The following is a 24824-nucleotide window of genomic DNA, read 5'->3' on the forward strand; positions in this document are numbered from 1 at the left end:
GAGCCGTCATGACTCGATCCTTCGCCGACCGCCACATCGGCCCCGATGCCCGCGAGGTCGACACGATCCTCGCCACCGTGGGTGCCACGTCGCTGGACGAGCTGGCGCAGCGCGCGGTCCCGGCCGCCATCCTCGACACCGCCGACGGCAACGGACTTCAGGTGCTGCCGCCCGCCGCCACCGAACACGAAGTGCTCGCGGAACTGGCCGAGCTGGCCGGCGCGAACACGGTCGCCACCTCCATGATCGGCCTCGGCTACTACGACACCCTCACCCCGCCCGTGCTGGTCCGCAACCTGCTGGAGAATCCGGCCTGGTACACCGCGTACACGCCCTACCAGCCCGAGATCAGCCAGGGCCGGCTCGAGGCGCTGCTGAACTTCCAGACCATGGTCTCGGACCTGACCGGTATGGAGGTCGCCAACGCGTCGATGCTGGACGAGGCCACCGCCGCGGCCGAGGCCATGACCCTGCTGCACCGCGCCAACCGGCGCAGCACCTCGATGCGGCTGCTGATCGACACCGACCTGTTCCCGCAGACCCGGACCGTGCTGTACACGCGCGCCGAGCCGCTCGGCATCGAGATCGTCGAAGCCGATCTGTCCGCCGGTGTGCTGCCCGAGGGTGACTTCTTCGGGGTCGTCACCCAGGTGCCGGGTGCCTCCGGCCGGGTCGTCGACGTCGCCGCCCTGATCACCGCCGCCCACGACCGCGGCGCTCTGGTCGCGGTGGGCGCGGATCTGCTGGCCATGACGCTGCTGACCCCGCCCGGTGAGCTCGGCGCCGACGCCTGCTTCGGCACCACCCAGCGCTTCGGGGTTCCGCTCGGTTTCGGTGGGCCGCACGCCGGTTATCTCGCGGTCCACACCGCGCACGCGCGGCAACTGCCCGGCCGCCTGGTCGGCATCTCGGTCGACGCCGACGGCGACCGTGCCTACCGGCTCGCGCTGCAGACCCGCGAGCAGCACATCCGCCGGGAGAAGGCCACCTCGAACATCTGTACCGCACAGGTGCTGCTGGCCATCGTGGCCGCCATGTACGCGGCCTACCACGGCCCGGACGGCCTGCGCGCGCTCGCCCGCCGGGTGCACGACCGCGCGGCCACGCTCGCCGCGGGTCTCGGTGCCGCGGTGGTGCACGACCGGTTCTTCGACACCGTGCTGGTCCGGGTGCCCGGTGGCGCCGCCGCGGTGGTGGCCAAGGCCAAGGGACACGGGATCAACCTGCTGCTGGTCGACGCCGATCACGTCGGTGTGGCCTGCGACGAGGCGACCACCGATGCCCATATCGCCACGGTGCTGGACTGTTTCGGGGCCGAGGCCGGCCACGCGGCGGCGCCGGGCGCGCCGATCGCGAGCATCGAGAACCGCACCTCGGCCTTCCTCACCGCACCGGCGTTCACCAAGTACCACACCGAGACCGCGATGCTGCGCTACCTGCGGCGGCTGTCCGACAAGGACATCGCGTTGGACCGCAGCATGATTCCGCTCGGTTCCTGCACGATGAAGCTGAACGCGACCGCGGAGATGGAACCGATCACCTGGCCCGGTTTCGCGCGGGTGCACCCGTACGCGCCGGAGGAGGACGCTCCTGGCCTGCTGCGCCTGATCGGCGACCTCGAGGGCTGGCTGACCGCGATCACCGGATACGACCGAGTCAGCTTGCAGCCCAACGCCGGTAGCCAGGGCGAGTACGCGGGCCTGCTCGCGATCCGCCGCTACCACCTCGACCGCGGCGACGACCACCGCGACACCTGCCTGATCCCGTCCAGCGCGCACGGCACCAACGCGGCGTCGGCCGCCATGGTCGGCATGCGGGTCGAGGTCGTGAAGTGCCGCGCCAACGGTGACGTCGACCTGGACGACCTGCGGGCGAAGATCGCCGACCACGCCGACCGGCTGGCCTGCATCATGATCACCTACCCGTCCACGCACGGCGTGTACGAGCACGAGGTGGCCGAGCTGTGCGCCCTGGTGCACGACGCCGGCGGCCAGGTGTACGTGGACGGCGCGAACCTCAATGCCCTTGTCGGCCTTGCCCGTCCGGGCCGGTTCGGCGGCGACGTGTCCCACCTGAACCTGCACAAGACCTTCTGCATCCCGCACGGTGGTGGCGGTCCCGGCGTGGGCCCGGTCGCGGTGCGCGAGCACCTCGCCCCCTACCTGCCGGGCGACCCGCTGCAGCCGGGCTCGCACGCGGTGTCGGCCGCGAAGTACGGTTCCGCCTCGATTTTGCCGATCACCTGGGCCTACATCCGGATGATGGGCGCCGAGGGCCTGCGCCGCGCCACACTGACCGCGATCGCCTCGGCGAACTATCTGGCCCGGCGGCTGGACCCGCACTTCCCGGTGCTCTACACCGGCGACAACGGCATGGTCGCCCACGAGTGCATCCTGGATCTGCGCGAGATCACCAAGCGCACCGGCGTCACCGTCGACGACGTGGCGAAGCGCTTGGCGGACTACGGTTTTCACGCACCGACCATGAGCTTCCCGGTTGCGGGCACGCTGATGGTGGAGCCCACCGAGAGCGAGAACCTCGAGGAGCTCGACGCGTTCGCGGACGCGATGATCGCGATCAAGGGCGAGATCGACCGGGTCGAGGCCGGGGAGTGGCCGGTGGAGCGGAGCCCGCTGCGCGGCGCGCCGCACACCGCGGCGAGCCTGGCGCGCGAGTGGGACCAGCCGTATTCGCGCGAGATCGCGGCCTACCCGCTGGGTATCGACGCCGACCGGGCCAAGGTGTGGCCGGCGGTGCGCCGGATCGACGGCGCCTTCGGTGACCGCAACCTGGTCTGCTCCTGCCCGCCGCTCGAGGCGTACCAGGACTGAGCGTCGGGTGAGCACACCGGCCGGCGGATGAGCCGGCCGGTGTCCTGCGGAGTCACGCGCGGTTCAGCCCGAGAGGCTGCCGAAGAGCCCCTGCAGCCAGGACGACGAACTCCCTTGGTTGTAGTTGTTGTTGTAGCCATTGTTGTAATTGTTGTTGTAACCGTTGTAGCCGTTGTTGTTGTAACCGTTGTTGTAGTTGTTGTAGTCGCGCTGCCACTGCCAGCGGCCCTGTTGGCTGTCGCAGTCGTTCCACTGCGTACGGCCGCGGTCCTGTTGCCAGTTGAAGTTGCCCGTGTGATCGCAATCCTGTTGCCACGATTGATCTTGCGCGACCGACGGCGGTGCGGGTGCGGCGATGGCGGGTGCGGCGAGCATGCCCAGCGGCAGCGCGGCCGCGGCCGCACTCACCACGATCCGGGCCGGCAAGCGACGGGGTCCTGCCGTGGTGCGAGGTGTATTCGACATGGCGGTCTCTCGATTCTCCGGCCAGGAAACGAGCGGATCCCGCGTGGTCGAGCGCCTGCGCGCGTCGACAACTGTCGCCCTGTCCGCCCCGACACGAACCAGCACACGCCGTATACATCCCAGACGTTTCGTGACCGGCTCAGCGTGCCGGGGCGCCGACGCGGTGCCTCGGCAGACCGATATTCGGTCCGAGCTCATCCTATGCTCGAAAAAAGACACCGAGCAGGGGTGGTTACCGGTGAATCTCCTGTGAGTCCGGGCGGGTGTCAGCGCAGGGTGAGGGCCTGCGCGACGGCGGTGGCGAACGCGGGATCGAATTCCTTTGCGGCAATATCGAACTCCCACATATGGCGCCGGCGGACGGCGAACGTCTCTCGGGTCACCCGCTGTACCGTAGCGCGCGGCCCGGTCGCGCACACCTTCCCGTCAGTCGCTGCCGAAGCTGCCGGACCACCAGTTCCCGGGGATCCACGACCACCACGGACCGTTCGGGATGATGTCGAACCAGCCGTGTTTCCACCCGCCGGGCCCGTGGCCGTGGCCATGGCCGTGGCCGTCTACGTCGCAGTCGCTCCACTGGATCGGCCCGCTGTCCGGGTGCGGGCCGATAGTGCCCGTCTGAACGCAGTCGCCCAGCCACGGTTGGTCCTGGGCGACCACGGGCGCGGCAAGTGTCGGTGCTGCGGCCATACCCAGCGGCAGCGCGGCCGCCGTTGCGGCCACCATGATGCGTGCAGGCAGGTGCCGGGCTCCTGCCTTGGGGGAGGAGGTCGTAGACATGGTCGGTCTCTCGATTCTCCGGCCATGAATCATTCGGATCCCGCACTGTCGAACGTGTGCGCTGTCGATTCCGGTCGTCCTGTTCGCCGCGGCACGGAACCGGCACGCGTCGTGTAGTCTCCGACGCTTCGTGACCGGCTCAGGTGCCCGGGGTTCGCGGATGCGGCACCACGGCAGGCCGATGCTCGGTCCGACCCCATCTTAGGCCCGAAATAGGACATCGAGCAGGCTAGTGACGGGTGAATCTGTGGTGCCGCGGCGGCGTCAGCGCTCGGTGAGGGCCTGCGCCACGGCGGTGCCGAACGCGGGATCGTCGGTGCCCGGCACCCGGGTGTAGGTGCCGCCGGTGTTCTTGGCCAGCGTCTGCATGGTGGCGGTGTCCTGGGCGCCGATGGCGATGATGTCGATCCGGACCGGTTTGCCGGGCGCCGCGGCCGCGGCGATCTTGTCCAGCAGTTGCTGTCCGGTGATGTCCGAGTCGTCGTTCGGGCCCGAAGTGATCAAGAGGACGGAATTCGTGCGGCCGGAGGCGTATCCGGTGACCGCCGAGTTGTAGGCCGCCGCGAGGCTGGGATAGCTGTGGTCGCTGTGCGCGCCGGTGGTGGTGATCGAGCGGAGCGCACCGGCCACCGTCGCCCGCTGGACGGTACTGAGATCGGCTGTGGCGGCGAGGGTTTGGTAGGGATACTGCTTGATCGGGTCGTGTCCGTAGACCCAGATGCCCAGGCCCGAATCGGGAGTCAGGGTGTCCATGGTGGATTCGATCGCGCCGGCCGTGGCCGCCAGGCGGGTGGCGGTGCCGTCCGTGGTCGCCATCGCGGCCGAGGTGTCGATCAGGATCGTGGCCCGCACACCCAGACTCGGTTTCGCGAGTATCGAATTCACTTGGTCCAGAGCCGCTTTCGTGGGAACGGCGGCCGGGTCCGGTGTGGCGGCGCCGAATCCGGTGCCGGTGAACAGTAATTGCTGCTGCGGGGTGCGCAGGAAGTCGGCGAACTGGCCCGCGAGCAGATTCTGGGTGTTGTCGGCCCAGCGGCCCGTCATCAGCGCCGCCGGGTAGTCGGCGACCGGCGCCGAACCCGCCGGAACGTAGGCGGCCAGACCGCCGTGGGCCGTGATCTGCTGGGCGGTGGCGACTGCGGCGTGGACCGGGGAGTGGGCGACATCGGGGCCACCGGCGGCGGTGAGCGCGGCGCCGGTATCGGCGGCCTGCGGTGCGCCGCCCGCCAGCCGGGAGATCGCGCCGACCACCGCGGCCGACCGGGCGGCGTCGTCGGTGAGCGGGTCGGTCGCCGCGGTCGCCGCGCCCACCGCCGCGGCGGCCGCGGTGGAGCTGTCGCCCGGCGGCAGCGTGAGCCGCAGTCCGCCCCAGCCGGGGAGGCCGAGCGCGTCCAGCGAACCCTGCTGCAGCGCGGGCAGATCACCCCACCCGGTGTTCGCGGTGGTCAGCGCCTGCCGTAGCGGCGCGGGCACCGCCAGCGCGATCGGGCTCGTCGCGACCGGCACCGGCGTGCCGTTGATCAGCCCCGGCACCCGGACCGCGGTGATCGACCGGGTCGAATCCGGTATCCACAGTGCGGGTTCGGGGCCGAGTTGCGCATCCCAGTCCGGCGCGGTGAATCCCGCGACCATGGCGGCGGAGGGCCGCGCCGTCACCGTCACGGTGGCGCAGCGATCGCGAGCGACGGGTTTGCTCGCGTTGTATCGCTGCGCCGCCTCCTGCACCGGGGCCGCGATCGCGGGATCGACCGTGACCGACACCGTGATCGGCCCGTCGGCGCAGTCGGGTGTGGCCGTCGGGTTGCCGGGCCGGTGGTACAGCAACCACCAGGCGCCGGCACCCGCGGACACCACCAGCACAGCAGTCACCGAAACGACCAATCCTCTGCTGACGCCGCGGGTTCCCGCTGCCCTCCGATGTGTGCCCACGCTCACAGTGTAGGTTCACGCGGAGTTTGCCGCAGTCGGAGCGGATTGCTGTTACCGCCGGTCAGGGGCGCACGACCTTGCCGCGATCGTATTCGCGGCCGCCCCACACACCGGACTGGCCGGTGCTCGCGGCGAACCGCCCGCACTGCTCGGCGATCGGGCAGCCGGCGCAGACGCGGCGCGCGTAGTCGAAGTCCTGCGAGGGCCACGGGAACCAGGCCTCGTGGTTCGGGTCGCCCTTGCAGGCGGCCTGCGCCCAGGCGGACTGCGAGTCCGAAACCGGGAGCAGATCCACCAGAGTGAAGTCCTGCACTGCTGTCGTCATGTCGGATTCCTCCTTCCCGGGTCCTGTTCGCCGGGTTCGAATGCGGAAAAGGGTTGTGGGTCACGCGGTATTCGATGCGCCTGAGTGCTGGGCCTGCGTGGTCACGCTTCGCTACCGCCTCCGGCCCTGACGCACTCAGGCGGTTGCGGCCAGGTCCTTCCAGACCTGTCGTTGCCGCTTGGCCATCTCGTCGGGGGCCTTGGGCTCCCAGAGCAGCCGCATACCGGCCTCTTCGGGAGTCCGATCCGCCTTGCGGGTATTGCACGGAGCGCAGGCCGCGATCAGATTGCTCCAGGTATTGGGCCCGCCGCGGCTGCGGGGACGGATGTGGTCGACGGTGCGTGCCCAGTCGGCGCAGTAGCCGCAGCGGTGCGCGTCACGGCGCAGCACCCCGGCGAGGGTGGCGCGACTGTCGTCGTGAACCGCCACCCGGTGGTCCAGGTACACGTAGCGCAGCAGCCGAATGGTTTGCGGCAGTGCGATTTCGGTGTGCTGGGACCGGATCGGGAAGTAGGGCTCGTGGTCGGCGACGGACTCCGCCACACCGGAGGTGAGCAGCACCACCGCCCGGTCCGCGTCGATGTCGGTCAAAGCCTCGTAGGAGGCGTTTAGCACCAGCACGGGGCGCGATATCCAGTTGTCGGGCGTGAGTGCCTTGTCGGCATGACGGAAACGCATGGGTATCACCATGTTTCGTGGAAGGGACGGAGAGCGGGGAAGAGGTTGTGGCTCAGGCCTGGACGGCCGGGGCCGCGGCCCGTCGGTGGAGGTGGCACTGTCGTGCCGAACTCGAATGTTCGAACCGAATGGTCATCACGTGCTGCCGCAGTGTGTTCGCGGGCATCGGCCACCTCCCCCTTCCCGATACTCGTCATATCGTCGCCGGGCACCGTGTGTGCGCCGGTCGAGCGATGGTTTCCATGGTGACGCAGCGATCCCGCCGTGTCAGGTGATTATTTCCTCAACGCGCGAGATCCACGCCGTGTTCCCGGGCGCACTGTGACGCCCACCCCGCCGCCACCCAGCCCACGGGCCGATCTCCCCTGCCGAGCGCGCTCCGGTGTACAGATTCGGCCGAGTTCTCGTACATCAGAGCGCGCTCGACGTTCCGGACGTGGGAGGGGAGGGGAGGGGGGAGGGGGTCTGCGGTGATTCCGCCGGGGGTCGCTGGGGTCGCCTACGATCTGGGGCTGTGACCGCTCTTCCGCTGATTTTCACCGCTGGCTCGGCATGCGGTATCAACGCCTACGCGGTGGTGGCGCTGCTCGGGATTCTCGGGCGCGCGGGGGTGACCGATGTGGTGCCGGCCGGACTGCAGCGGACCGATGTGCTGGTCGCGGCGGTGGTGATGTTCCTGCTCGAGGCCGTGCTGGACAAGATCCCGTACCTGGACTCGTTCTGGGACGTCGTGCACACGGTGGTGCGGCCGGTGTGCGGCGCGCTGGTCGGTGCCGCGTTGGCCGGGCAGAGCACCTCGCTGTCGACCGCGGTCGCCGCGGCCGTCGGCGGTGGCAGCGCACTCGGCGCCCACGTGGTGAAGGCCGGGACCCGCATGGCGATCAATACCTCGCCGGAACCCTTCTCCAACATCGTGGTCAGCACCGCCGAGGACCTCGGCGTCGGCGGCGTCGTGGCACTGGCGGTCTTCCACCCCGTGCTCGCCGCGGTCATCGCCGGCGCACTGCTGGTGACCGGCCTGCTGGTCGTCTACCTGTGCGCCAGCCGCATCCGCCGCTACCTGCGCCGCCGCCGCGAACGCCGCGCGCTCCGGACCGCCGCCGGGTGAGCTCCGCGAGCTGTCGGCTCCCGATCGAGACCGGGTGAGCTCAGCAGCCGACCGTGCCGCCGGAAATGCGTTGCCCGCGTATGGCCGTCGGTGGTCTCCTGGGTGCGAACCGCGATCGAGGGGGACAACCATCGGCACACACGACAGCCTGAAGCTGCACCGGCGGGGCATGACGCTGGACAGGCGGGCCTGCACCGTGCTCACGCTCCGGCCCGGCGACGATATTCGCTTCGCCACCAATCGGTTCCACGACACCTGGCACATCCTGTCGGATCTGCGCGGCGCGCGAGCGCTGGGACGATTGTTGTGGGGGTTGGCTTTTCAGAGCCGGCCCGGGACCCTGCTGGTGATCGATCGGTCGCATCTGGACACCGATCCGTTCGACGGTGGCGCGGCGGACCCGATCGTGCTGGTGCCCTCGGATGTCACCGTCCTGACCCGGCAGGCGGCCGCCGATTTGGCGCGCCGGCTGCCGCTGCGCATCCCGTCGGAGGGCACGGTGCGCTGGCAGACGCACGGCCTGGACAAGGCGACAACGGAACGGCGGGCGTGGCGCGCGCTCGGCCCGGACGTGGACCGCTACGGCGGTGACTACTGGCAACTGTGCACACCGGCTCCCGGCTGGAACCGGGTCGAGCGCCGCAACGGCTCGATCGTGCTGGCCGCTGGCGCGGCCGAATTGCGTTCCTGGGCAATCCAAGTCGCCATGCTCGGCGAATCCTGGTGGCACGGATCGGATTACGTCTACCTCGACGAGGACAGCGGCCGCTGCGCCGCGAACGGCGAGGTGCAGATCTTCCGACAGTACCGCCGGATGGTGACCGCCGCCCACCGCGCCCGCACCGACTTCGTCGCCCGCCACGGCCGTGAGCCGCAGGCCCCCGACCTCCCCGCCCTCTGGGCCGAGGCTTCCCGCCTGCGCCGCAACAGCATTCCGGCCGTCCCGGCGCGGGCGGTACGGGCCGTGGCGGTCTGACGACTCAGGCGGCCTTGCGGACCGGTTCGCTGCGGTAGCGGGAGGACGGGCCGTCGATGCCGAGGAGCTTCCAGACCTGGCGGGCGACCGGGTTCATCATGCCGGCCTTCTCGCACAGGCCGCGGACGTCGGCGAAGATGTCGCGGGCGGTCTTGCGGGAATCCTCGTTGCCCCAATATGCCTCGCGCATCACGTAATCGGGGATCTCGAACTTCTCGATGAATTCCTTGGGCGGGGTGGCGATCATGCTGAGCATGACGCGCATGGTGGCCGGGAACAGCAGCGAGAGGACGAAGCGGTTCGGCAGGTCCATGGCGGGGACGTTCTTCTGCAGCCACTCGTGCGCGAAGGAGATGTGGCGGGCCTCCTCGGCCACGTGGATCTGCATGACCCGCTCCACCATCGGGTGCAGGCGGCCTTCGCCGGCGCGCAGGATCGACTTCTGCAGGTGGTCGATCGGCTCCTCGCCACCGAGCACCATGGTGAAGAAGAAGCCGGGGTAGTACTTCACGGCCGGCCAGATGACCATGGTGAGCAGGCGGTCGATCGGGCCCATGCCGATCACGTCCTGCTGACCGATCCGGTTGATCATCTCCTGGAACATGAGGGTGTGGTTGCACTCCTCGGCCGCCTCATGGGTGATGAAGCGGAATTCCGGGTCGCCGTTGGGCAGCCGCACGATGTACTGCAGCAGGCCGCGGATCAGCAGCTGCTCGAAGTCCAAGCCGACCTTGGCGATGCCGGCCTGCCGCCACATGCCCATCTCGATCTGGCGCTCGATCGGCTGGGCCTTGTACCAGGGGTGGCGGCCCAGCGGATCGGCCTCGGGCATGATCCAGCGCTCGTCGGTCGGGTCGATCGCGAATTCGGGGGAGTCCCAGTCGATGTCGGTGTACGGGTCGAAGTGCTTGTTGACCGCGCCCTCCGACAGCGTCCGGAGGGTCCGGGCGTACTCGGTGTCGCCGGACTGTTCGGGGGAGATGGACAGCGTCATCGGTGTCTCCTGGCTCACATACTGCTATCAGTACCTGATACTACGAGTATCAGGTACTGCCGCGCAATACGTCTGACCGGTTCGCCCGGCTACAGATATAGCATCCGCGCCCGGCCTACCGGCAAGTTCGGGTCACTCACAGCGACGAAAGATCCCCCGGTCGAGGACTCGACCGGGGGATCTTTACGTTCTGCTGTGACGTATCAGCCGAAGCTGTGACGAATCAGCCCTTCGCCGCCACGGCCTTCGCCTCGCGGCGACGGCGGTGCAGGATCGGCTCGGTGTAGCCGTTCGGCTGGCACGTGCCCTCGAGCACCAGTTCCTTGGCGGCCTGGAACGCGATCGAGGACGCGAAGTCGGGCGCCATCGGCTTGTACGCCGGGTCGCCGGCGTTCTGCCGGTCCACCACGGGCGCCATGCGCTCGAGGCTCTCCACGATCTGCTCCTCGGTCACGATGCCGTGGTGCAGCCAGTTCGCCATCAGCTGGCTGGAGATGCGCAGGGTCGCACGGTCTTCCATCAGGCCGATGTCGTTGATGTCGGGCACCTTCGAGCAGCCGACGCCTTGGTCGATCCAGCGGACCACGTAGCCCAGGATGCCCTGCGAGTTGTTGTCCAGCTCCTGACGGATCTCCTCGGCCGACCAGTCGGTCTTCGGGGCCAGCGGGATCTCCAGGATCTCGTCGACGGTGGCGCGGGCGCCGCCCTTGGCGATCTCGGCCTGCTTCTTGAACACGTCCACCAGGTGGTAGTGCGTCGCGTGCAGGGTGGCCGCGGTGGGCGAGGGGACCCAGGCGGTGGTCGCGCCCGAGCGCGGGTGCGCGATCTTCTGCTCCAGCAGGCCGGCCATCAGATCCGGCATGGCCCACATGCCCTTACCGATCTGCGCCTTGTGCGGCAGACCCAGGGCCAGGCCCTTGTCCACGTTCCAGTCCTCGTAGGACTTGATCCACTGCTGGCTCTTCATCTCGGCCTTGCGGACCATCGGGCCGGCGTTCATCGAGGTGTGGATCTCGTCGCCGGTGCGGTCCAGGAAGCCGGTGTTGATGAACACGACCCGCTCGGCGGCGGCCTCGATGCAGGCGGCGAGGTTCACCGTGGTGCGGCGCTCCTCGTCCATGATGCCGACCTTGAGGGTGTTGGCGGGCAGGCCCAGCACGCCCTCGATCCGGCCGAACAGCTCGTTGGTGAAGGCCACCTCGTCCGGGCCGTGCATCTTCGGCTTCACGATGTAGACCGAGCCGGTGCGGGTGTTGGTGCGCTCGTTGTGGCCGTTGAGGGCGTGGATGGCGATCAGCGAGGTGATCAGGCCGTCCATGATGCCCTCGGGCACCTCGTTGCCGTCGGAGTCGATGATGGCGTCGGAGGTCATGAGGTGGCCGACGTTGCGGACGAACAGCAGCGAACGGCCGTGCAGCACCAGCTCGGAACCGTCGAGCGCGGTGTACACACGGTCGGGGTTCATGGTGCGGGTGAAGGTCTTGCCGTTCTTGGTGACCTCTTCGGCCAGGGTGCCGCGCATCAGGCCCAGCCAGTTGCGGTAGCAGACGACCTTGTCCTCGGCGTCGACCGCGGCGACCGAGTCCTCGAAGTCCATGATCGTGGTGATCGCGGACTCCAGAACGATGTCCTTGACCCCGGCGGTGTCGGTGGAACCGATCGGCGACTCCGGGTCGATCTGGATCTCGATGTGAAGACCGTTGTGCTTCAACAGGATCGAGGTCGGGGACTCGGGGGTGCCGAGGTAGCCGACCAGCTGCGAGGCGTCGGCCAGGCCGATCTCGGTGCCGTCCTCGAGGCCGACCTCGAGCTCACCGTCGACGATCTTGTAGGAGGTCGAGCCGATGTGCGAGCCGGTGATCAGGGTGACGGCGTCGTCGAGGAAGTTGCGGCCCCACTCGATGACCTTGTCGCCGCGAACCTTGTTGTAGCCCTTGCCCTTCTCCGCGCCACCGGTCTCCGGGATGGCGTCGGTGCCGTAGAGCGCGTCGTACAGCGAACCCCAGCGCGCGTTGGCGGCGTTGATCGCGAAGCGCGCGTTCATCACGGGCACGACCAGCTGCGGGCCGGCCATGTCGGCGATCTCCTCGTCGACGTTCGCGGTGGAGATGGCGAACTGCGCGGGTTCCGGCTTCAGGTAGCCGATCTCGCTGAGGAACCGCTTGTACGCGGCCTTGTCGTAGCCGGTACCGGGGTTCTCGGAGTGCCAAGCGTCGAGCTTGCCCTGGATCTCGTCGCGTTCGGCCAGCAGGGCGCGGTTGCGCGGGGCGAGGTCGTTGATCACCTGCTCGGCACCGGTCCAGAACGCGGCGGAATCTACGCCGGTACCGGGCAGCGCCTCGTTCTCGATGAACTCGTGGAGAACCTTGGCCACCTGGAGCCCGCCGAGCTGAATCCGCTCTGTCATCTACCGCCTCATTTCGAGAAAGCCGGATGGAAGAAGTACGCCCGTCATGTTACTCGGGGGTATATATGAGCCGAACCGCGCCCCGGTCGGGCGCGGGTGGTGTAGTGCGGCTCACCCTGACGCGAGTGTTCTCGAACGGGGCATTGTCGTGAATCGGACAGTTTGCTCGGTTCGGCCCTGGACGGCCGACCATATGGAAGGCTGGTCCGGTGCGTGACGAGCAGGATGTTCCGACAGCGTCGCCGGAACAGTACCTGGAGGTGTTCCGGCACCCCGGTGTCGCCCGCGAACAGCTCGAAGCCCTGCTGGCGGCGGTGGACCGCATGCTCGACACCACGGCCTCGGGCTGGGCCCCCGTGGCGACCGCGATCGGCTTCCGCCTCGAACGCGCCCTGCGCCTGGCGCTCGCCGAACGCGACGCCGCCGAACAGGCCCGCGCCCGCCGCCTCGACATCCGCAACCGGGTGGTCGCCGCCTGCGACGCGGTGTCCGACGTCATGCTGTTCATGCCCGCCGTCGCGGCCGCCGAGCTGGAAGCCGGAACCGCCGCGCTGCGTGAGGGATTCGACCTGTACGAAGACGGCGGCGTGCGCGCAAGCGAACGCCAGCTGGACGCGCCGCACACCCATCCGGCGGCTCTGGAACAGCGGCGCAGCGAACTCGAGCTCATGCTCACCACGGCTGTGCGCGCCCGCCGCGAGCTGCTCGACTCCACCGTGGCTGTCCTGCACGATCGCCTGGGCTATCGGCCCGGCGGGCTCGGCGTACCCTGGGTGGTGACCGAGATCGTCTGTGCCGGAATCGATATCGCCGAACCGTTCGAGGCCACGGCCCGGCTGCTGCCGGAGTGCGAACTGCGCTCGCTACTGGAACAGATAGTCACCGACGCGCGGCTGGCGGCAGTCGCCGGCGCGGAACCGGAATAACGGACCGGCATTTCGAGATTGATCAAGGCATGGCTGACACCGTGACCGATTCCGTGATTCCCGACCGCTACACCGACCTGCTCACCCGCCCCCTGTTCGTGCACCTGGGCACCCTCGGCGCCGACGGCAGCCCCCGCGTGACCCCGATGTGGCACGAGTACGACGGTGAGTTCATCCGCTTCACCACCACCACGGACCGGGTGAAATACCGCAACGTGACGGCGGATCCGCGGGTCGCGATCAGCGTCAACGACCCGGAGGCGCCCTACCGCTACCTCGAGGTCCGCGGTGTGGTCGAGCGCATCGAACCCGACACCGAGGGCGAATTCTTCGACGTGCTGGCCCGCCGGTACGGACTCGAGTACGAGAAGCCGGTCGGCGACGTGGCACGACGGGTCGTGCTGGTGGTGCGGCCGGAGCGCGTCACCCACCAGGGCTGAGACCCGGGCGGCGCCGGAAACTCGGGGACCGGCTACCGGCGCCAGCCCGGATGCCCTTGTGGGGCATGCGAGTTCGAGTAGCGGAGACCGGTGCCGGGTGCTGCTGGGCCCGTCCGTCGCGGCAGGCCCGGTTGCAACCCCGCTCCCTCGATGCATGCCGGGCGCGCTCCGGTGTACGGAAATCAGTGCGAAAACCGACACCAGAGCGCGCTCGACACACGCGCGCAGCGGGCTAAGCGAGTGGCTGGGTCGGTGGTTAGCGCGCCCGGCGGCGAGCGCCGCCGCCGGACCGCGAGAAACCGGCCAGGCCGCCCGAACTTCCGGCCGGAGCCGCGCCCGTGCGGGTACCGGCGGAGCGGGCTGTGGTGTCGCCGGACGACCGGCGGCTCTGCGCGCGGTCGCCCTGGCGGCCCTGCGCGCGGTCGACCTGGCGGCCCTGCGCGCGGTCGCCGCCCGCTCCCTCGGACCGGTGCTGCGACCGGCCACCCGGGCGGCCCTCGCCCTGCGGCGCGCGCTGCCCCCGCCCGGCCGAGCGACCGTCCCCAGAGTGGCTGCCGGAACGATTGTCGCCCTGGGCCGAACGCTGCGGACGGGCATTCGCCGGGCCCTCGCCCTGCGGGCGGCGCTGGCCGCGACCCGACGGCTGGCCCTCACCGGGCGCCGAACGCTGCGGGCGTCCGCTCGACTGGCCACGCGACTGACGTTGCGGCGCAACGTCACCGGAGCGGCGGCGACCACCGGACCGGCCCTGCGACTGCTGGGGTGCGGGCGCGGGCTTGGGTGCCACCGGTGCGGCTACCGTGCCGACCAGCGCCGCCACCTCCGGCGACGCGGCCGTCACACGCTGCGGCGTGACCTCGATCGACGCCTTGCGCAGCAGCGCGGCCACATCGCGGCGCTCGGCCGGCAGCATCAGCGTGATCACGTCACCGGCATTGCCCGCGCGGGCCGTGCGGCCCGAACGATGCAGGTACGCCTTGTGTTCGGCCGGCGCGTCCACGTGGACGACCAGTTCCACGCCGTCGACGTGCACGCCGCGGGCGGCCACGTCGGTGGCGACCAGCACCCGGGCCTCGCCCGCGGCGAAGGACGCCAGATTGCGGTCGCGGGCGGCCTGGGACAGGTTGCCGTGCAGGTCGACCGCCGGAATACCTTCGGTGGTCAACTGCTTGGCCAGCTTGCGCGCCTGATGTTTGGTGCGGGTGAACAGGATTCGCCGGCCTTCGCCGGAGGCCAGCCGGTGCACGACCTCGCGTTTGGCGGCCACGTCGGCGGTCTCGAAGACGTGGTGGGTCATGGCGGCGACCGGCGAATCGGCCGAGTCGACCGAATGCCGGACCGCCTGCGGCAGGAAGCGCTCGACCAGCTTGTTCACCCCGTTGTCCAGCGTCGCCGAGAACAGCAGCCGCTGCGAACCCTGCGGGGTCGCGGCGAGGATGCGGGTGACACCGGGCAGGAAGCCCAGGTCGGCCATGTGGTCGGCCTCGTCGATCACGGTGATCTTGACGGCGTCGAGCGCGATCAGGCCCTGCTTCATCAGGTCCTCGAGCCGGCCCGGGCAGGCGACCACGATGTCGACGCCGGCGCGCAACGCGCGCACCTGCCGCTGCTGCGGCACCCCACCGAAGACGGTGGTGACGGTCAGCTCGCAGGCCTGCGCGAGCGGCTCGATGGCGGTCGCGATCTGGGTTGCGAGCTCGCGGGTCGGCGCCAGCACCAGCCCGGTCGGGCGGTTCGGCACGGTACGACCGGCCAGCGGGCCGCCCAGGCGGTCCACCATCGGGATGGAGAAGGCCAGCGTCTTACCGCTGCCGGTGCGGCCACGGCCGAGCACGTCCCGGCCGGCCAGCGAGCTGGGCAGGGTGTCGGCCTGGATCGGGAACGGCGCGGTGATGCCCGCGCGGGTCAGGGCGCGCACCAGGGGGTCGCGGACGCCGAGCGCGGCGAACGACGGAGTTTCGGAATTCATGTGTGTCCAAGCCTTCGGGCAGGGGGTGCCCGAACGGTGCCGCGGACACGATGTCCACGCCGAGGGCACGGATGGCGAGTTTGCCGATGGGCAAAATCGGATCGCCGTAAGAATGCAGTGCCCCAGCGGGCAGCAAATGATCGCGAACTACGACGCGTCGCGTGATCTTGTCACGCTCGAGGTCGAGGATAGCCCATCGTGCGCTACGGATGGGCATCCAGTGAGGTCCGCCACTGGGCGGGGAGGAACGGTCGCCCGGTGGGTACCCGACATGGACTCCGAGGCTAGAAATGGACCCTGCGGCTGCTGTTCGCGACGGCGGTGACGGAAGATATTCCGACGACGCCGAATTCGTCGTAGAGCGTGGCGGAGCCGACGGACAGGCCGTCCGCGGCGTGCTGTCCGTTCGATTCCATCCCCAGCCCGGTGGATTCGGGCATGCGGTACAGGTTCAGTGTGACGTCGACATTGATGAACGGCACGCTCTCGCCGTCCCAGTTGGTCACGAAACTCGTGGCCTCGGCCAGCGTGGCGATCCGGACGAAGGGCGAGGCCGGCTCGCCCGCCAGCGCGGGCAGCATCGTCGGCGTCCACATCCGTTTGCGGGCGTTGTTGCGGTGGTCGGCGAAGGTGCTGCGCCATGGACTTTCGTCTGTGCGGTGATTTATTCGCCGGCGCTGGTCGCGACGAGTCGTTCGGCGGCAGCCAGCAACCGGGCACGCAATGGTGCGGCGTGGTCGGCCAGTTCGGCCTGGGCGCGGGCGTATTCGGCGCGGCCGGAGGCTGTTTCGATGCGGACCGGGGTGTAGCCGAGGGCGGAGAGGTCGTAGGGGCTGGCGCGCATGTCGAGTTCACGTGCGGCACAGGCCAGTTCGAAGCAGTCGAGCAGCAGCTCGGAGTCGATCAGCGGGACCAGCTTGAAACCCCACTTGTACAGGTCCATGTTCGCGTGCAGGCAGCCCGGCTGCTCGCGGTCCGGCTGGCCCGCGCGGGTCAGCGGGAGGGTGTTGCGCGGCACCGCGTCCGGGGTGAAGAAACGGTACGCATCGAAATGGGTGCAGCGCAGCGACATCGACTCCACCACCGCATCCGTCCCGGCCGCGCCCAGCCGCAGCGGCACCTGCTCGTGGCGCACCTCGTCGGTGCGATACACCATCGCCCACTCGTGCAACCCGAAACAGGACAGCTGCGGCGGCCGGGACGCGGTGGCGCGCAGCAGCGTCGCCACGAACTCGACGGTCGGCCGCCGCCGGTCCAGGAACGCGGGATCCGCGGTCCACGCGGGCCCGCCGGTGGTCGACACCTCGTGGTAGCCGCGGCTGCCCGCGTACTCCTGCGCCCCGGCCAGCGCCACCCCGAACCCCGGATGCCACCGCCGCAGCTGCGCGGGTTTGTGACCGTAGTAGGTGAACAGGAAGTCGACGACCGGGTGTTTGGCGCCCGTGGCCCGGCGCTCGACGTGCGCGCCGATCAGCTCGGCGACCCGCTCCCGGTGCGCGGCCGCCCGAGCACGCCACTCCTCCTGCGGCAGAAACCGCAGGTCCAGGGCTTGCTCGGGGGCGTCGTGCACGTTCATCCCGACCATTCTCCCGCACCGAGTGGTGGCGATCGAACGCCCCCGGACTGGGCTCGGACGGCGGGCACGGGATAAGCACCGCTGGCTTCGCGGCGAGCTGCCGGGCACGCCAACCATGTATCTGACCGGACCGCGGCGGGAACGACCGCTCCCGGCCGCGCGATCGGGAGGTTTCCCGGTGTCAGGCGGTGATCAGGGTGGTGGTCACCGGGGTCGGGTTGGTGGTCAGGTCCAGCACGGGGCAGTGTGCATCGACCGCCTTCTGCAGTTCGCGGTAGCGGTCGGCGGTTTCCGGTCCGTGGAGCCGGACCTGGACGCGGACGGCTCCGAAGCCGGGCCGGACCGTGTCGTCGAGGCCGAAGAAGCCGCGGACGTCCAGATCGCCCTCGGCCTCGATCGTCAGGTCGTCGACCACGATTCCCAGGCGCTGGGCCCAGAACCGGTAGGTCACCACCTGGCAGGAGATGAGTGCCGCCAGATACGCCTCCACCGGGTTGGGCGCACTACCGGCACCGCCGAGCACCGGGGGTTCGTCGATGCGAATCGTGTACTGCCCCAAGGAAATCGAGCTGCCGACCGTGCCTTCCGGGGTGCCGGAGGCGCGGAAGACCACCTGCGCCCGGGCCGCGTCCTCGGCGATCGCCGCAGCGGTCGCGTCGACGATAGCGTTCAGCGGTGTGCTCACGTCGGATGTCATATCGGTACGCTATTGCCGTATTCGGGCACCGGCGAGGGTTGCGCTCAGTGTGCGCGGAATCACCAGCCGGGGAGGCGATCTCGGGTCGCCCGTCGGACCTCGCGGCGTTCGACGACGTGATCGGCGGCCGGTGGGTACACCTTGGCGATGTCGAGGACAGGGGAGGAGCGAACATGACGGATCCTGTTGCGGTCGCGCTGCTGGAGATGGCGCACCGGTTCGCGGAGCTGGCGTCGGCGGCGCCGGATCCGGATCGCGAGGTGACGGCTACGCCCGGCTGGTCGGTCACCGATGTCCTCGGGCATGTCGCCTCGGAACCGTCCCGCTACCGTGAACTCGCCATGGGCGCGGGTACGTGGCCCGCACGCGCGGCCGACCTGCCGGCCTTCAACGCCGAACAGATTCGTTCTCTGCCGACCCGGGACCCGAGGCAGTTGGCGCGCACCCTGATCGCCGACACCGAGTCGCTGATCGCGACCGTCGACGGGTTCGGCGGCGAACCACGCACCATGATGTTCGACGGTGATCAGCGCGTCCGAGTCGACCGTGCCCGCGGCACGCTGCTCGGCGAATTCGTCGTCCACGGCTACGACATCGCCCGGATGCTCGGCCGTCCCTGGCCCATCGATCCCGCGCTGGTGCCGATGATCATGGACGGGCTGAATCAAGTGACACCCGCGTGGGTCGATCCGGTTCGAACCGGCAGGCACACCGCCACATACGAATACCGGCTTCGGGGACTCGCGCGGTATGTGTACCGCTTCGTCGATGGCCGGCTGGTCGTCGACCACGACACGCCGGGGCCGGTCGACGTCCACATCAGTGCCGAGCCGGTGACCGCGCTGCTGCTGAACTACGGCCGGATCGGACCGTTGCTGCCGTCCCTGAACGGACGGCTGTTGGCGTGGGGCCGCAAGCCGTGGCTGGCCGCGGGGTTTTCGCGACGATTCCTGCCCGCGTAATTCGCGCGGGGCCTGCCAATTGTGGCGGCAGGCAGCCGGATTCGGTCATGCCGGCGCCGTCTACGACCGCGGCCGCTAGCGGATCGCCCGGATCGGTACCACCTGGACCGCGTTCACGCCGTACCCCAATCGGTTCCAGTGTGGCGTCCACGGCTGGGCGTCCCCGGCCGCGTCGACTGCCCGCGCGCGCAGCGCGGTCGGTCCGGGTTCGTCGATCGTGGTGGTCAGCTCCCATTCCCGCCAGCCCCCGCGGCTCGGATCACCCGACAGCCGCGCGGGGCGGGGGCTACGGTGGCCGAGCTGGACGACGACCTGAGTGACCGGTGCGCGGCCGGACCAGGCGACCCCGTGCACGGTGACCGGCCCGCAACGGACGACGCCGCCACTGGCCGGGTCGGTGATCACCGCGCGAACCCGTTGCAGGCGAACCGGTTCGGTGACCGGCTGCGGTTCGCCCGGCCATTCGTAGACGTACTTGGTGGTCTGGAAGAACCCGGTGAACGCGTGGTCGGCGACCACGATCCCGGTCAGCCACTTCACCGCCGCCATCCCGTACCAGCCCGGAACGACCAACCGCAGCGGGGCACCGTGCGGCGCCGACAGCGGCTCGCCGTTCATGGCATAGGCCAGCAAGGCGCCGCTGCGGCAGGCCTCGTCGACCTCGAGGCTGCGCTCGTAGCGCACGAGGCCGGCCTGTCCCTCGACCGGGCCGCGGTCGGCGCCGCGGAACACCACCGCGCGGGCATCGTCGGCGAGGCCCGCCCGCGCCAGCACCTCGAGCAGTGGGACTCCGGTCCAGTCCGCGGTACCGACCGCGCCCAGCCCCCACTGCTCGCCCGGCGCGGGCGGCTCGAGGGCGGTGCGACCGTTGCCCGCGCACTCCAGGGTGACCGTCGTCGTCCGCGACGGCATCCGCCGCAGGTCCGCCAAGGTCCATTCCGACGGATGTGCCACGAGTCCGCCGATCCGCAGTCGCCACCGGTTCGGGTCGAGGACGGGAATCCGGAAGTGATTCCGTTGATAGAACAGCGCATTCGGTGTCGTGCGCCCGGTCAGTGCGGACAGGGGTGTCTCGGCGTTGAGCGGGTCGGCGCGCAGGACGATCAGGCCGGCGGCCACGGCCTGCCGCATCGCCTCCGGCGCGCTCAGCTCCGGCGCGGTCCGCCCGGTCGCCCACCTCATCGACGGCACCACCGAGTTCACCGGCAGGTCGTCGGCCCGGGCCTACCACGCCCCGACGCGGGGTGGTCGATCACCGCCTGTGCCGCGGCTCGGGGGTCGTCGACGCCGGTCATGAGATCCGCACCCCTTTCTCGATGTCGGCGGCGCGGCGCAGCCGGTGCGCCGCGTCGTCCCTGACCAGGGCGGCGCGATACGGCGAGGCTCCGGCGGGATCCGCGCCTACCGGCCCAACGGTGGCCGGTACCTCCTCCTGCCGTCGCGTATAGCCGTACCCTACGCCGCGACAGGCGGCGTTGCGATGGGCCCGCGCCGGCTACTCCATCACCTGGTGGGTCGCGTCCCGCACGGTTCCCACGAACTCCTCCACCAGGTCCTCGAGTGCGACGATGCCGACCGTGGCGCCGCGCACGTCGACCACGCGCCCCAGGTGACTGCTCGTGCGGCGCAGGCGGGCCAGCGCCTCGTCCAGGGCGGTGCCCCGGCCGACCGTGGGCAGCGGGCGGATATCGGTGTGCGGAATCGACGTGGTGGGGCCGGCGTCGGCGGCGACCAGGTCGAGTACGTCCTTCACGTGCAGGTAGCCGACCAGCATGCCGTCGGCGGCCCGCACCGGATACCGGGAGAACCCGGTCTCCGCGACCGCTGCCTCGATGTCGCCGAGCCGGCAGGCGTCACCGCGCAGCGGCACACTGCGGGTGCTGGCCAGCGGCACCATCACATCGGCGACGGTCCGGTCGGTGGTGCCCAGCGCCTGGGTGAGCCGGCGGTGCTCCTGCGCGTCGAGCAGGCCCTCCGACCGGGACTCACCGATCATCTCGGCCAGCTCGACCGTCGACACCGTCGCGTCCAGTTCGTCCTTCTGCTCGATCCGCAACACTCGCAACGTGAGATTGGCGAGGAAGTTGTAGAGCCCGGTCACCGGCCGGGCCAGCCGCAACCACCACAACAACCCCGGAACCAGCAGCAGCGCAACCTTTTCCGGGCCGGCCAGGGCGATGTTCTTCGGGATCATCTCGCCCAGCAACATGTGCGCCACCACCACGACCGCCAACGCCACCGCGAACGCGATCGGATGCTGCAACCCGGCCGGTACCCGCAGCAGTTCGAACGGGCGGCCCAGCAGGTGGGTGGCGGCCGGTTCACCGATCCGGCCCAGCAGCAGCGAGCAGATCGTCACCCCGAGCTGAGCCGCCGCCAGCATCAGTGACAGCTGCTCGCCGGCGCGAATCACCGTGCGAGCGCCGTGTTTTCCCTGCGCGGCCAAGGCCTCGAGCCGGTCGCGGCGCGCGGTGATCAGCGCGAACTCGGCGCCGACGAAGAACGCGTTACCGGCCACCAGGACCAGGGTGAGGATCACTCCGAGCCAGTCATTCACCGGCGTCCTCCCGTTCGGTGCGGACCTGGATGTCGGCCGGAGACAACAGGATTCGGTCGATGCGGCGGCCGTCCATCCGTTCCACCCGGGCCGTCCAGCCACTCGACGACTTCGGTGCGTGCGGTGCCGCCGGCAACCCGACCCGGTCCCCGGCCTCGGGGATCCGGCCCAGCAGGGTCAGCACCAGGCCGCCGAGGGTTTCGTATTCGCCTTCGGGTGCTTCGTATCCGGTGGCGCGGGCCACCTCGTCGATCCGCAACAGGCCCGAGCAGTTCCAGCCGTCGGACGTGCGCCGCACATCCAGTTCCTGCGCGTCGTGCTCGTCGCGGACGTCACCGAGGATCTCCTCGATCAGGTCCTCCATGGTCACCAGGCCCGCGGTGCCGCCGTATTCGTCGACGACCAGCGCGACCTGCATACCGTCGGCGCGCACCCGGTCCAGCACCTCGTCGCCGTCCAGGCTGGCCGGCACCGTCGGCACCACCCGGGCGACGTCACGCAACCGGATCGTGCGCCGCGCGGGCGGCGGATGGCCGAAGACCTGCTTGACGTGCACGATGCCGAGCGTGTCGTCCAGGTCGCCGTTGACGACGACCGGGAAGCGCGAGAAGCCGGTGCGCGCGGCCGCGGCGACGAGATCGGCGAGGGTGTCGCCCTCGTCGAGCACCTCGATCTTGACGCGCGGGGTCATCAGTTCCTCGGCGCTGCGCTCCCCGAACTCCAGGGAGCGATCGACGACCTGCGCGGTCCGCACATCGAGCACACCGCGCTGCGCCGACGTGCGGACCAGCGAACCGAGCTCCTCGGGGGAGCGCGCCGAACGCAGTTCCTCGGCCGGTTCGATGCCCAGGTGGCGCACCACCCAGTTGGCGACACCGTTGAGCAGTTTGATCAGCCAGCTGAAGGCGGAGGAGAACGCGATCATCGGGCCGGCGGTGAGCCGGGCGCTGGCGATCGGCTTGGCGATCGCGATGTTCTTGGGCACCAGCTCGCCGTAGACCATGGACAGCGAGGTCGCCAGGACCAGCGACAGCACCACGGCCAGCTGTTCGGCACCCCTGTCGCCCAGGCCGACCGCGGTGCCGAGCGGGCGGAACAGGCCCGAGAGCACCGGTTCGGCGATGTAACCGGTGACCAGGGTGGTGATGGTGATGCCGAGCTGAGCACCCGACAACTGGAAGGACAGGGTGCGATGCGCGCGACGGACCATGCGGTCGCGGCGGTCGCCCGTGCGGGCGCGCGCCTCGACGGTGCTGCGCTCGACGGTGGTGAGCGAGAATTCGGCGGAGACGAACAACGCGGTGCCGGCGGTCAAGGCCACGAACCCCGCCAGGCTGAGCAGAGTGAGCAGGATCGACACGATCAGCACCGCCCCGGATGAGGCTCGGGGTCCGGATCGACAGGGGCGCCGGGTTTGTCACCCGGCTCGGTAGAGGAGCCCTCCACAGTGGTGGCGCCCTCGGACGCGGGTGACAACTTGTTCCTTTCGGACAGCCGGAATCTGAGTGCCCACAGCCCGGCGAACCGGACAGGGGAGCCGCGGCGGCGATCTACGCGACCCGGCAATCTTCATGCTACCGGGTGCGCGCACAGCGGTCGCGGGGACGTACTTCAGCCCGGCGTGGTCCGGGCCGCTCACCACCCGCTGGGCAGTGGCCGGCCCTCGGCGAAACCGGCCGCGGACTGGACGCCGAGCACCGCCTTGTCGTGTAGCTCGGGCAGGGTGCGGGCGCCCGCGTAGCTGCAGGTACTGCGCAAACCCGAGCAGATGTGGTCGATGAGGTCCTCGACGCCGGGGCGTTCCGGATCCAACAGCATCCGCGACGAGGAGATGCCTTCCTCGAACAATGCCTTGCGGGCCCGGTCGAAGCCGCTGTCGGCGGCGGTGCGGGCGGCGACGGCCCGCTTGGAGGCCATACCGAAGCTCTCCTTGTAGGCGTTGCCGTCGCGGTCGGCGCGCAGGTCGCCGGGGGACTCGTAGGTGCCGGCGAACCAGGAGCCGATCATCACGTTCGACGCGCCCGCGGCCAGGGCCAGTGCCACGTCGCGCGGGTGCCGCACGCCACCGTCGGCCCACACGTGCACCCCGGCGTCGCGGGCGGCGGCCGCGCATTCGGCGACCGCGGAGAACTGCGGGCGGCCCACCCCGGTCATCATCCGCGTGGTGCACATCGCGCCGGGGCCGACGCCGACCTTGACGATGTCGGCGCCCGCGGCGGCCAGATCCCGGGTTCCCCGCGCGGACACCACATTGCCCGCGACCAGCGGCACACCCAGCTTCAGCGCGGCCACCGAACTCAGCGCCTCCAGCATCTTCTCCTGGTGCCCGTGCGCGGTGTCCATGACCAGCAGGTCGGCGCCCGCGTCGACCAGGGCTTTCGCCTTCGCGGGGATATCGCCGTTGATGCCGACCGCCGCGGCGATCCTCAGCCGGCCGGCCGCGTCGGTCGCCGGGGTGTAGATGCCGGCCCGGATCGCGCCGGTCCGGGTCATGACTCCGGCCAGGGTGCCGTCCGGTTCGAGCAGCACCGCCAGGCCGGCGTGCTCGGCTTCGAGCAGTTCGAAGATGTGGCGCGGCGACGCGTCCGCGGCGGCGGTCACGAAATCGGTGGCCGCGATGGTGCCCAGCCGCGCGAACCGGTCGACGTCGACGCACGCGGCCTCGGTTACCACCCCGACCGGCCGGCCGTCGTCCACCACGATCACCGCGCCGTGCGCGCGCTTGTGGATCAGGGCCAGCGCGTCCGACACCGACGCCTCGCTGCCCAGCGTGACCGGGGTGTCCACGGTCAGCGACCGGCTCTTCACGAACGAGATGGTCTGCGCCGCAGCCGCGATCGGCAGATCCTGCGGTAATACCACCAGCCCGCCCCGTCGCGCCACCGTCTCCGCCATCCGCCGGCCCGCGACCGCGGTCATATTGGCCACGACGATCGGCACCGTCGTCCCGCTGCCGTCGGCGGTGGCGAGGTCGACGTCGAAGCGGGATTCCACATCGGTCCGATTCGGGACCAGGAAGACGTCGTCGTAGGTCAGGTCGTACGGCGGTGTGTGACCGGGTAGGAACTGCACGGGAGCCAGTCTAGGCGCGGGGTCGCCGGCGGCGGGACGAGTCGCGTCGTACCGGACGGCAGTCGGTCGATGCCCGCGGTGGTTGCGGCCGAATACGACGGACTCGGTCGTGGAAGGTTGCTAGGAGTTTGC

Annotated in this window: 21 protein-coding genes; 6 read left to right on the top strand and 15 right to left on the bottom strand. The window is 70.0% G+C overall.

Annotated elements, in window-relative coordinates; genetic code table 11:
* Positions 1–8 precede the first annotated feature (8 nt).
* The gene (gene gcvP, locus EBN03_RS14495) at positions 9–2831 is read left to right on the top strand and encodes an aminomethyl-transferring glycine dehydrogenase (protein WP_122188550.1); all 2823 of its coding nucleotides are present in this window, start codon (positions 9–11) and stop codon (positions 2829–2831) included.
* A 63-nt stretch (positions 2832–2894) separates the two neighbouring features.
* Here gcvP and EBN03_RS34135 read toward each other — a convergent pair whose 3' ends face one another.
* The 5 genes from EBN03_RS34135 to EBN03_RS14520 all read right to left on the bottom strand — a co-directional run bounded on the left by EBN03_RS34135 (position 2895) and on the right by EBN03_RS14520 (position 7008).
* A complete protein-coding gene (locus EBN03_RS34135; protein ID WP_158675625.1) occupies positions 2895–3296 on the bottom strand; it encodes a hypothetical protein in 402 nt (133 codons plus the stop codon).
* A 426-nt stretch (positions 3297–3722) separates the two neighbouring features.
* Positions 3723–4076, bottom strand: coding sequence for a hypothetical protein (locus EBN03_RS14505; RefSeq protein WP_147471585.1), 354 nt, complete (start codon positions 4074–4076; stop codon positions 3723–3725).
* 264 nt (positions 4077–4340) lie between these two features.
* Positions 4341–5945 (bottom strand): VWA domain-containing protein, encoded by a 1605-nt coding sequence (locus EBN03_RS14510; protein ID WP_233608386.1) that lies wholly within the window; start codon positions 5943–5945, stop codon positions 4341–4343.
* A 121-nt stretch (positions 5946–6066) separates the two neighbouring features.
* Positions 6067–6330 carry a WhiB family transcriptional regulator gene (locus EBN03_RS14515; RefSeq protein ID WP_122188553.1) on the bottom strand — a complete coding sequence of 88 codons (264 nt, stop codon included), beginning with the start codon at positions 6328–6330 and terminating at the stop codon, positions 6067–6069.
* Between the two features lie 135 nt (positions 6331–6465).
* Positions 6466–7008: an HNH endonuclease gene (locus EBN03_RS14520; RefSeq protein ID WP_122188554.1), complete on the bottom strand. Its 543-nt coding sequence runs from the start codon at positions 7006–7008 to the stop codon at positions 6466–6468.
* A 514-nt stretch (positions 7009–7522) separates the two neighbouring features.
* Here EBN03_RS14520 and EBN03_RS14525 point away from each other — a divergent pair.
* Positions 7523–8116 (top strand): DUF4126 domain-containing protein, encoded by a 594-nt coding sequence (locus EBN03_RS14525; protein ID WP_122188555.1) that lies wholly within the window; start codon positions 7523–7525, stop codon positions 8114–8116.
* A gap of 169 nt (positions 8117–8285) precedes the next feature.
* Positions 8286–9092 carry a hypothetical protein gene (locus tag EBN03_RS14530; protein ID WP_122188556.1) on the top strand — a complete coding sequence of 269 codons (807 nt, stop codon included), beginning with the start codon at positions 8286–8288 and terminating at the stop codon, positions 9090–9092.
* A gap of 4 nt (positions 9093–9096) precedes the next feature.
* On the opposite strand, the gene EBN03_RS14535 is transcribed toward EBN03_RS14530, so the two are convergent.
* Together EBN03_RS14535 and EBN03_RS14540 are read right to left on the bottom strand one after the other, a co-directional pair.
* A complete protein-coding gene (locus EBN03_RS14535; RefSeq protein ID WP_122188557.1) occupies positions 9097–10086 on the bottom strand; it encodes an AurF N-oxygenase family protein in 990 nt (329 codons plus the stop codon).
* Between the two features lie 223 nt (positions 10087–10309).
* Positions 10310–12493, bottom strand: coding sequence for a malate synthase G (locus EBN03_RS14540; protein ID WP_122188558.1), 2184 nt, complete (start codon positions 12491–12493; stop codon positions 10310–10312).
* A 209-nt stretch (positions 12494–12702) separates the two neighbouring features.
* Here EBN03_RS14540 and EBN03_RS14545 point away from each other — a divergent pair, with 209 nt between their 5' ends.
* Both EBN03_RS14545 and EBN03_RS14550 read left to right on the top strand, forming a co-directional pair.
* Positions 12703–13419 (top strand): hypothetical protein, encoded by a 717-nt coding sequence (locus EBN03_RS14545; RefSeq protein WP_122188559.1) that lies wholly within the window; start codon positions 12703–12705, stop codon positions 13417–13419.
* A 29-nt stretch (positions 13420–13448) separates the two neighbouring features.
* Positions 13449–13859: a PPOX class F420-dependent oxidoreductase gene (locus EBN03_RS14550; protein ID WP_122188560.1), complete on the top strand. Its 411-nt coding sequence runs from the start codon at positions 13449–13451 to the stop codon at positions 13857–13859.
* Positions 13860–14115: 256 nt separating this feature from the next.
* Here EBN03_RS14550 and EBN03_RS14555 read toward each other — a convergent pair whose 3' ends face one another.
* From EBN03_RS14555 to EBN03_RS14570, 4 genes are all read right to left on the bottom strand, one after another.
* Positions 14116–15828: a DEAD/DEAH box helicase gene (locus tag EBN03_RS14555; RefSeq protein WP_122188561.1), complete on the bottom strand. Its 1713-nt coding sequence runs from the start codon at positions 15826–15828 to the stop codon at positions 14116–14118.
* 284 nt (positions 15829–16112) lie between these two features.
* A complete protein-coding gene (locus EBN03_RS35695) occupies positions 16113–16595 on the bottom strand; it encodes a hypothetical protein (RefSeq protein ID WP_325052080.1) in 483 nt (160 codons plus the stop codon).
* A complete protein-coding gene (locus EBN03_RS14565) occupies positions 16493–17404 on the bottom strand; it encodes a 3-methyladenine DNA glycosylase (protein ID WP_233608387.1) in 912 nt (303 codons plus the stop codon). The genes EBN03_RS35695 and EBN03_RS14565 overlap by 103 nt, the downstream gene beginning before the upstream one ends.
* 181 nt (positions 17405–17585) lie before the next feature.
* Positions 17586–18101: an OsmC family protein gene (locus tag EBN03_RS14570; RefSeq protein ID WP_122188563.1), complete on the bottom strand. Its 516-nt coding sequence runs from the start codon at positions 18099–18101 to the stop codon at positions 17586–17588.
* Between the two features lie 173 nt (positions 18102–18274).
* Here EBN03_RS14570 and EBN03_RS14575 point away from each other — a divergent pair, with 173 nt between their 5' ends.
* Positions 18275–19063 (top strand): maleylpyruvate isomerase family mycothiol-dependent enzyme, encoded by a 789-nt coding sequence (locus EBN03_RS14575; RefSeq protein ID WP_199742770.1) that lies wholly within the window; start codon positions 18275–18277, stop codon positions 19061–19063.
* 75 nt (positions 19064–19138) lie between these two features.
* Here EBN03_RS14575 and EBN03_RS14580 read toward each other — a convergent pair whose 3' ends face one another.
* The 4 genes from EBN03_RS14580 to EBN03_RS14595 all read right to left on the bottom strand — a co-directional run bounded on the left by EBN03_RS14580 (position 19139) and on the right by EBN03_RS14595 (position 24692).
* Positions 19139–20245 (bottom strand): sulfite oxidase, encoded by a 1107-nt coding sequence (locus EBN03_RS14580; protein WP_147471587.1) that lies wholly within the window; start codon positions 20243–20245, stop codon positions 19139–19141.
* Between the two features lie 313 nt (positions 20246–20558).
* Positions 20559–21620 carry a hemolysin family protein gene (locus EBN03_RS14585; protein ID WP_122188565.1) on the bottom strand — a complete coding sequence of 354 codons (1062 nt, stop codon included), beginning with the start codon at positions 21618–21620 and terminating at the stop codon, positions 20559–20561.
* On the bottom strand, positions 21613–22980 hold the full coding sequence (locus EBN03_RS14590; RefSeq protein ID WP_122188739.1) for a hemolysin family protein: 1368 nt from the start codon (positions 22978–22980) through the stop codon (positions 21613–21615). The genes EBN03_RS14585 and EBN03_RS14590 overlap by 8 nt, the downstream gene beginning before the upstream one ends.
* A 275-nt stretch (positions 22981–23255) precedes the next feature.
* A complete protein-coding gene (locus tag EBN03_RS14595) occupies positions 23256–24692 on the bottom strand; it encodes a GuaB1 family IMP dehydrogenase-related protein (RefSeq protein WP_122188566.1) in 1437 nt (478 codons plus the stop codon).
* Between the last annotated feature and the right edge of the window lie 132 nt (positions 24693–24824).

The sequence above is a fragment of the Nocardia stercoris genome, assembly GCF_003696265.1.
GTDB classification, from domain to species: domain Bacteria; phylum Actinomycetota; class Actinomycetes; order Mycobacteriales; family Mycobacteriaceae; genus Nocardia; species Nocardia stercoris.

What these genes read in the sequence shown, in the direction of transcription:
- gcvP (WP_122188550.1), top strand. Translation starts at nt 9, where the DNA reads ATGACTCGATCCTTCGCCGACCGCCACATCGGCCCCGATGCCCGCGAG.
- EBN03_RS34135 (WP_158675625.1), bottom strand. Translation starts at nt 3,296, where the DNA reads ATGTCGAATACACCTCGCACCACGGCAGGACCCCGTCGCTTGCCGGCC.
- EBN03_RS14505 (WP_147471585.1), bottom strand. Translation starts at nt 4,076, where the DNA reads ATGTCTACGACCTCCTCCCCCAAGGCAGGAGCCCGGCACCTGCCTGCA.
- EBN03_RS14515 (WP_122188553.1), bottom strand. Translation starts at nt 6,330, where the DNA reads ATGACGACAGCAGTGCAGGACTTCACTCTGGTGGATCTGCTCCCGGTT.
- EBN03_RS14520 (WP_122188554.1), bottom strand. Translation starts at nt 7,008, where the DNA reads ATGCGTTTCCGTCATGCCGACAAGGCACTCACGCCCGACAACTGGATA.
- EBN03_RS14530 (WP_122188556.1), top strand. Translation starts at nt 8,286, where the DNA reads ATGACGCTGGACAGGCGGGCCTGCACCGTGCTCACGCTCCGGCCCGGC.
- EBN03_RS14535 (WP_122188557.1), bottom strand. Translation starts at nt 10,086, where the DNA reads ATGACGCTGTCCATCTCCCCCGAACAGTCCGGCGACACCGAGTACGCC.
- EBN03_RS14540 (WP_122188558.1), bottom strand. Translation starts at nt 12,493, where the DNA reads ATGACAGAGCGGATTCAGCTCGGCGGGCTCCAGGTGGCCAAGGTTCTC.
- EBN03_RS14550 (WP_122188560.1), top strand. Translation starts at nt 13,449, where the DNA reads ATGGCTGACACCGTGACCGATTCCGTGATTCCCGACCGCTACACCGAC.
- EBN03_RS14555 (WP_122188561.1), bottom strand. Translation starts at nt 15,828, where the DNA reads ATGAATTCCGAAACTCCGTCGTTCGCCGCGCTCGGCGTCCGCGACCCC.
- EBN03_RS14565 (WP_233608387.1), bottom strand. Translation starts at nt 17,404, where the DNA reads ATGAACGTGCACGACGCCCCCGAGCAAGCCCTGGACCTGCGGTTTCTG.
- EBN03_RS14570 (WP_122188563.1), bottom strand. Translation starts at nt 18,101, where the DNA reads ATGACATCCGACGTGAGCACACCGCTGAACGCTATCGTCGACGCGACC.
- EBN03_RS14575 (WP_199742770.1), top strand. Translation starts at nt 18,275, where the DNA reads ATGACGGATCCTGTTGCGGTCGCGCTGCTGGAGATGGCGCACCGGTTC.
- EBN03_RS14580 (WP_147471587.1), bottom strand. Translation starts at nt 20,245, where the DNA reads ATGAGGTGGGCGACCGGGCGGACCGCGCCGGAGCTGAGCGCGCCGGAG.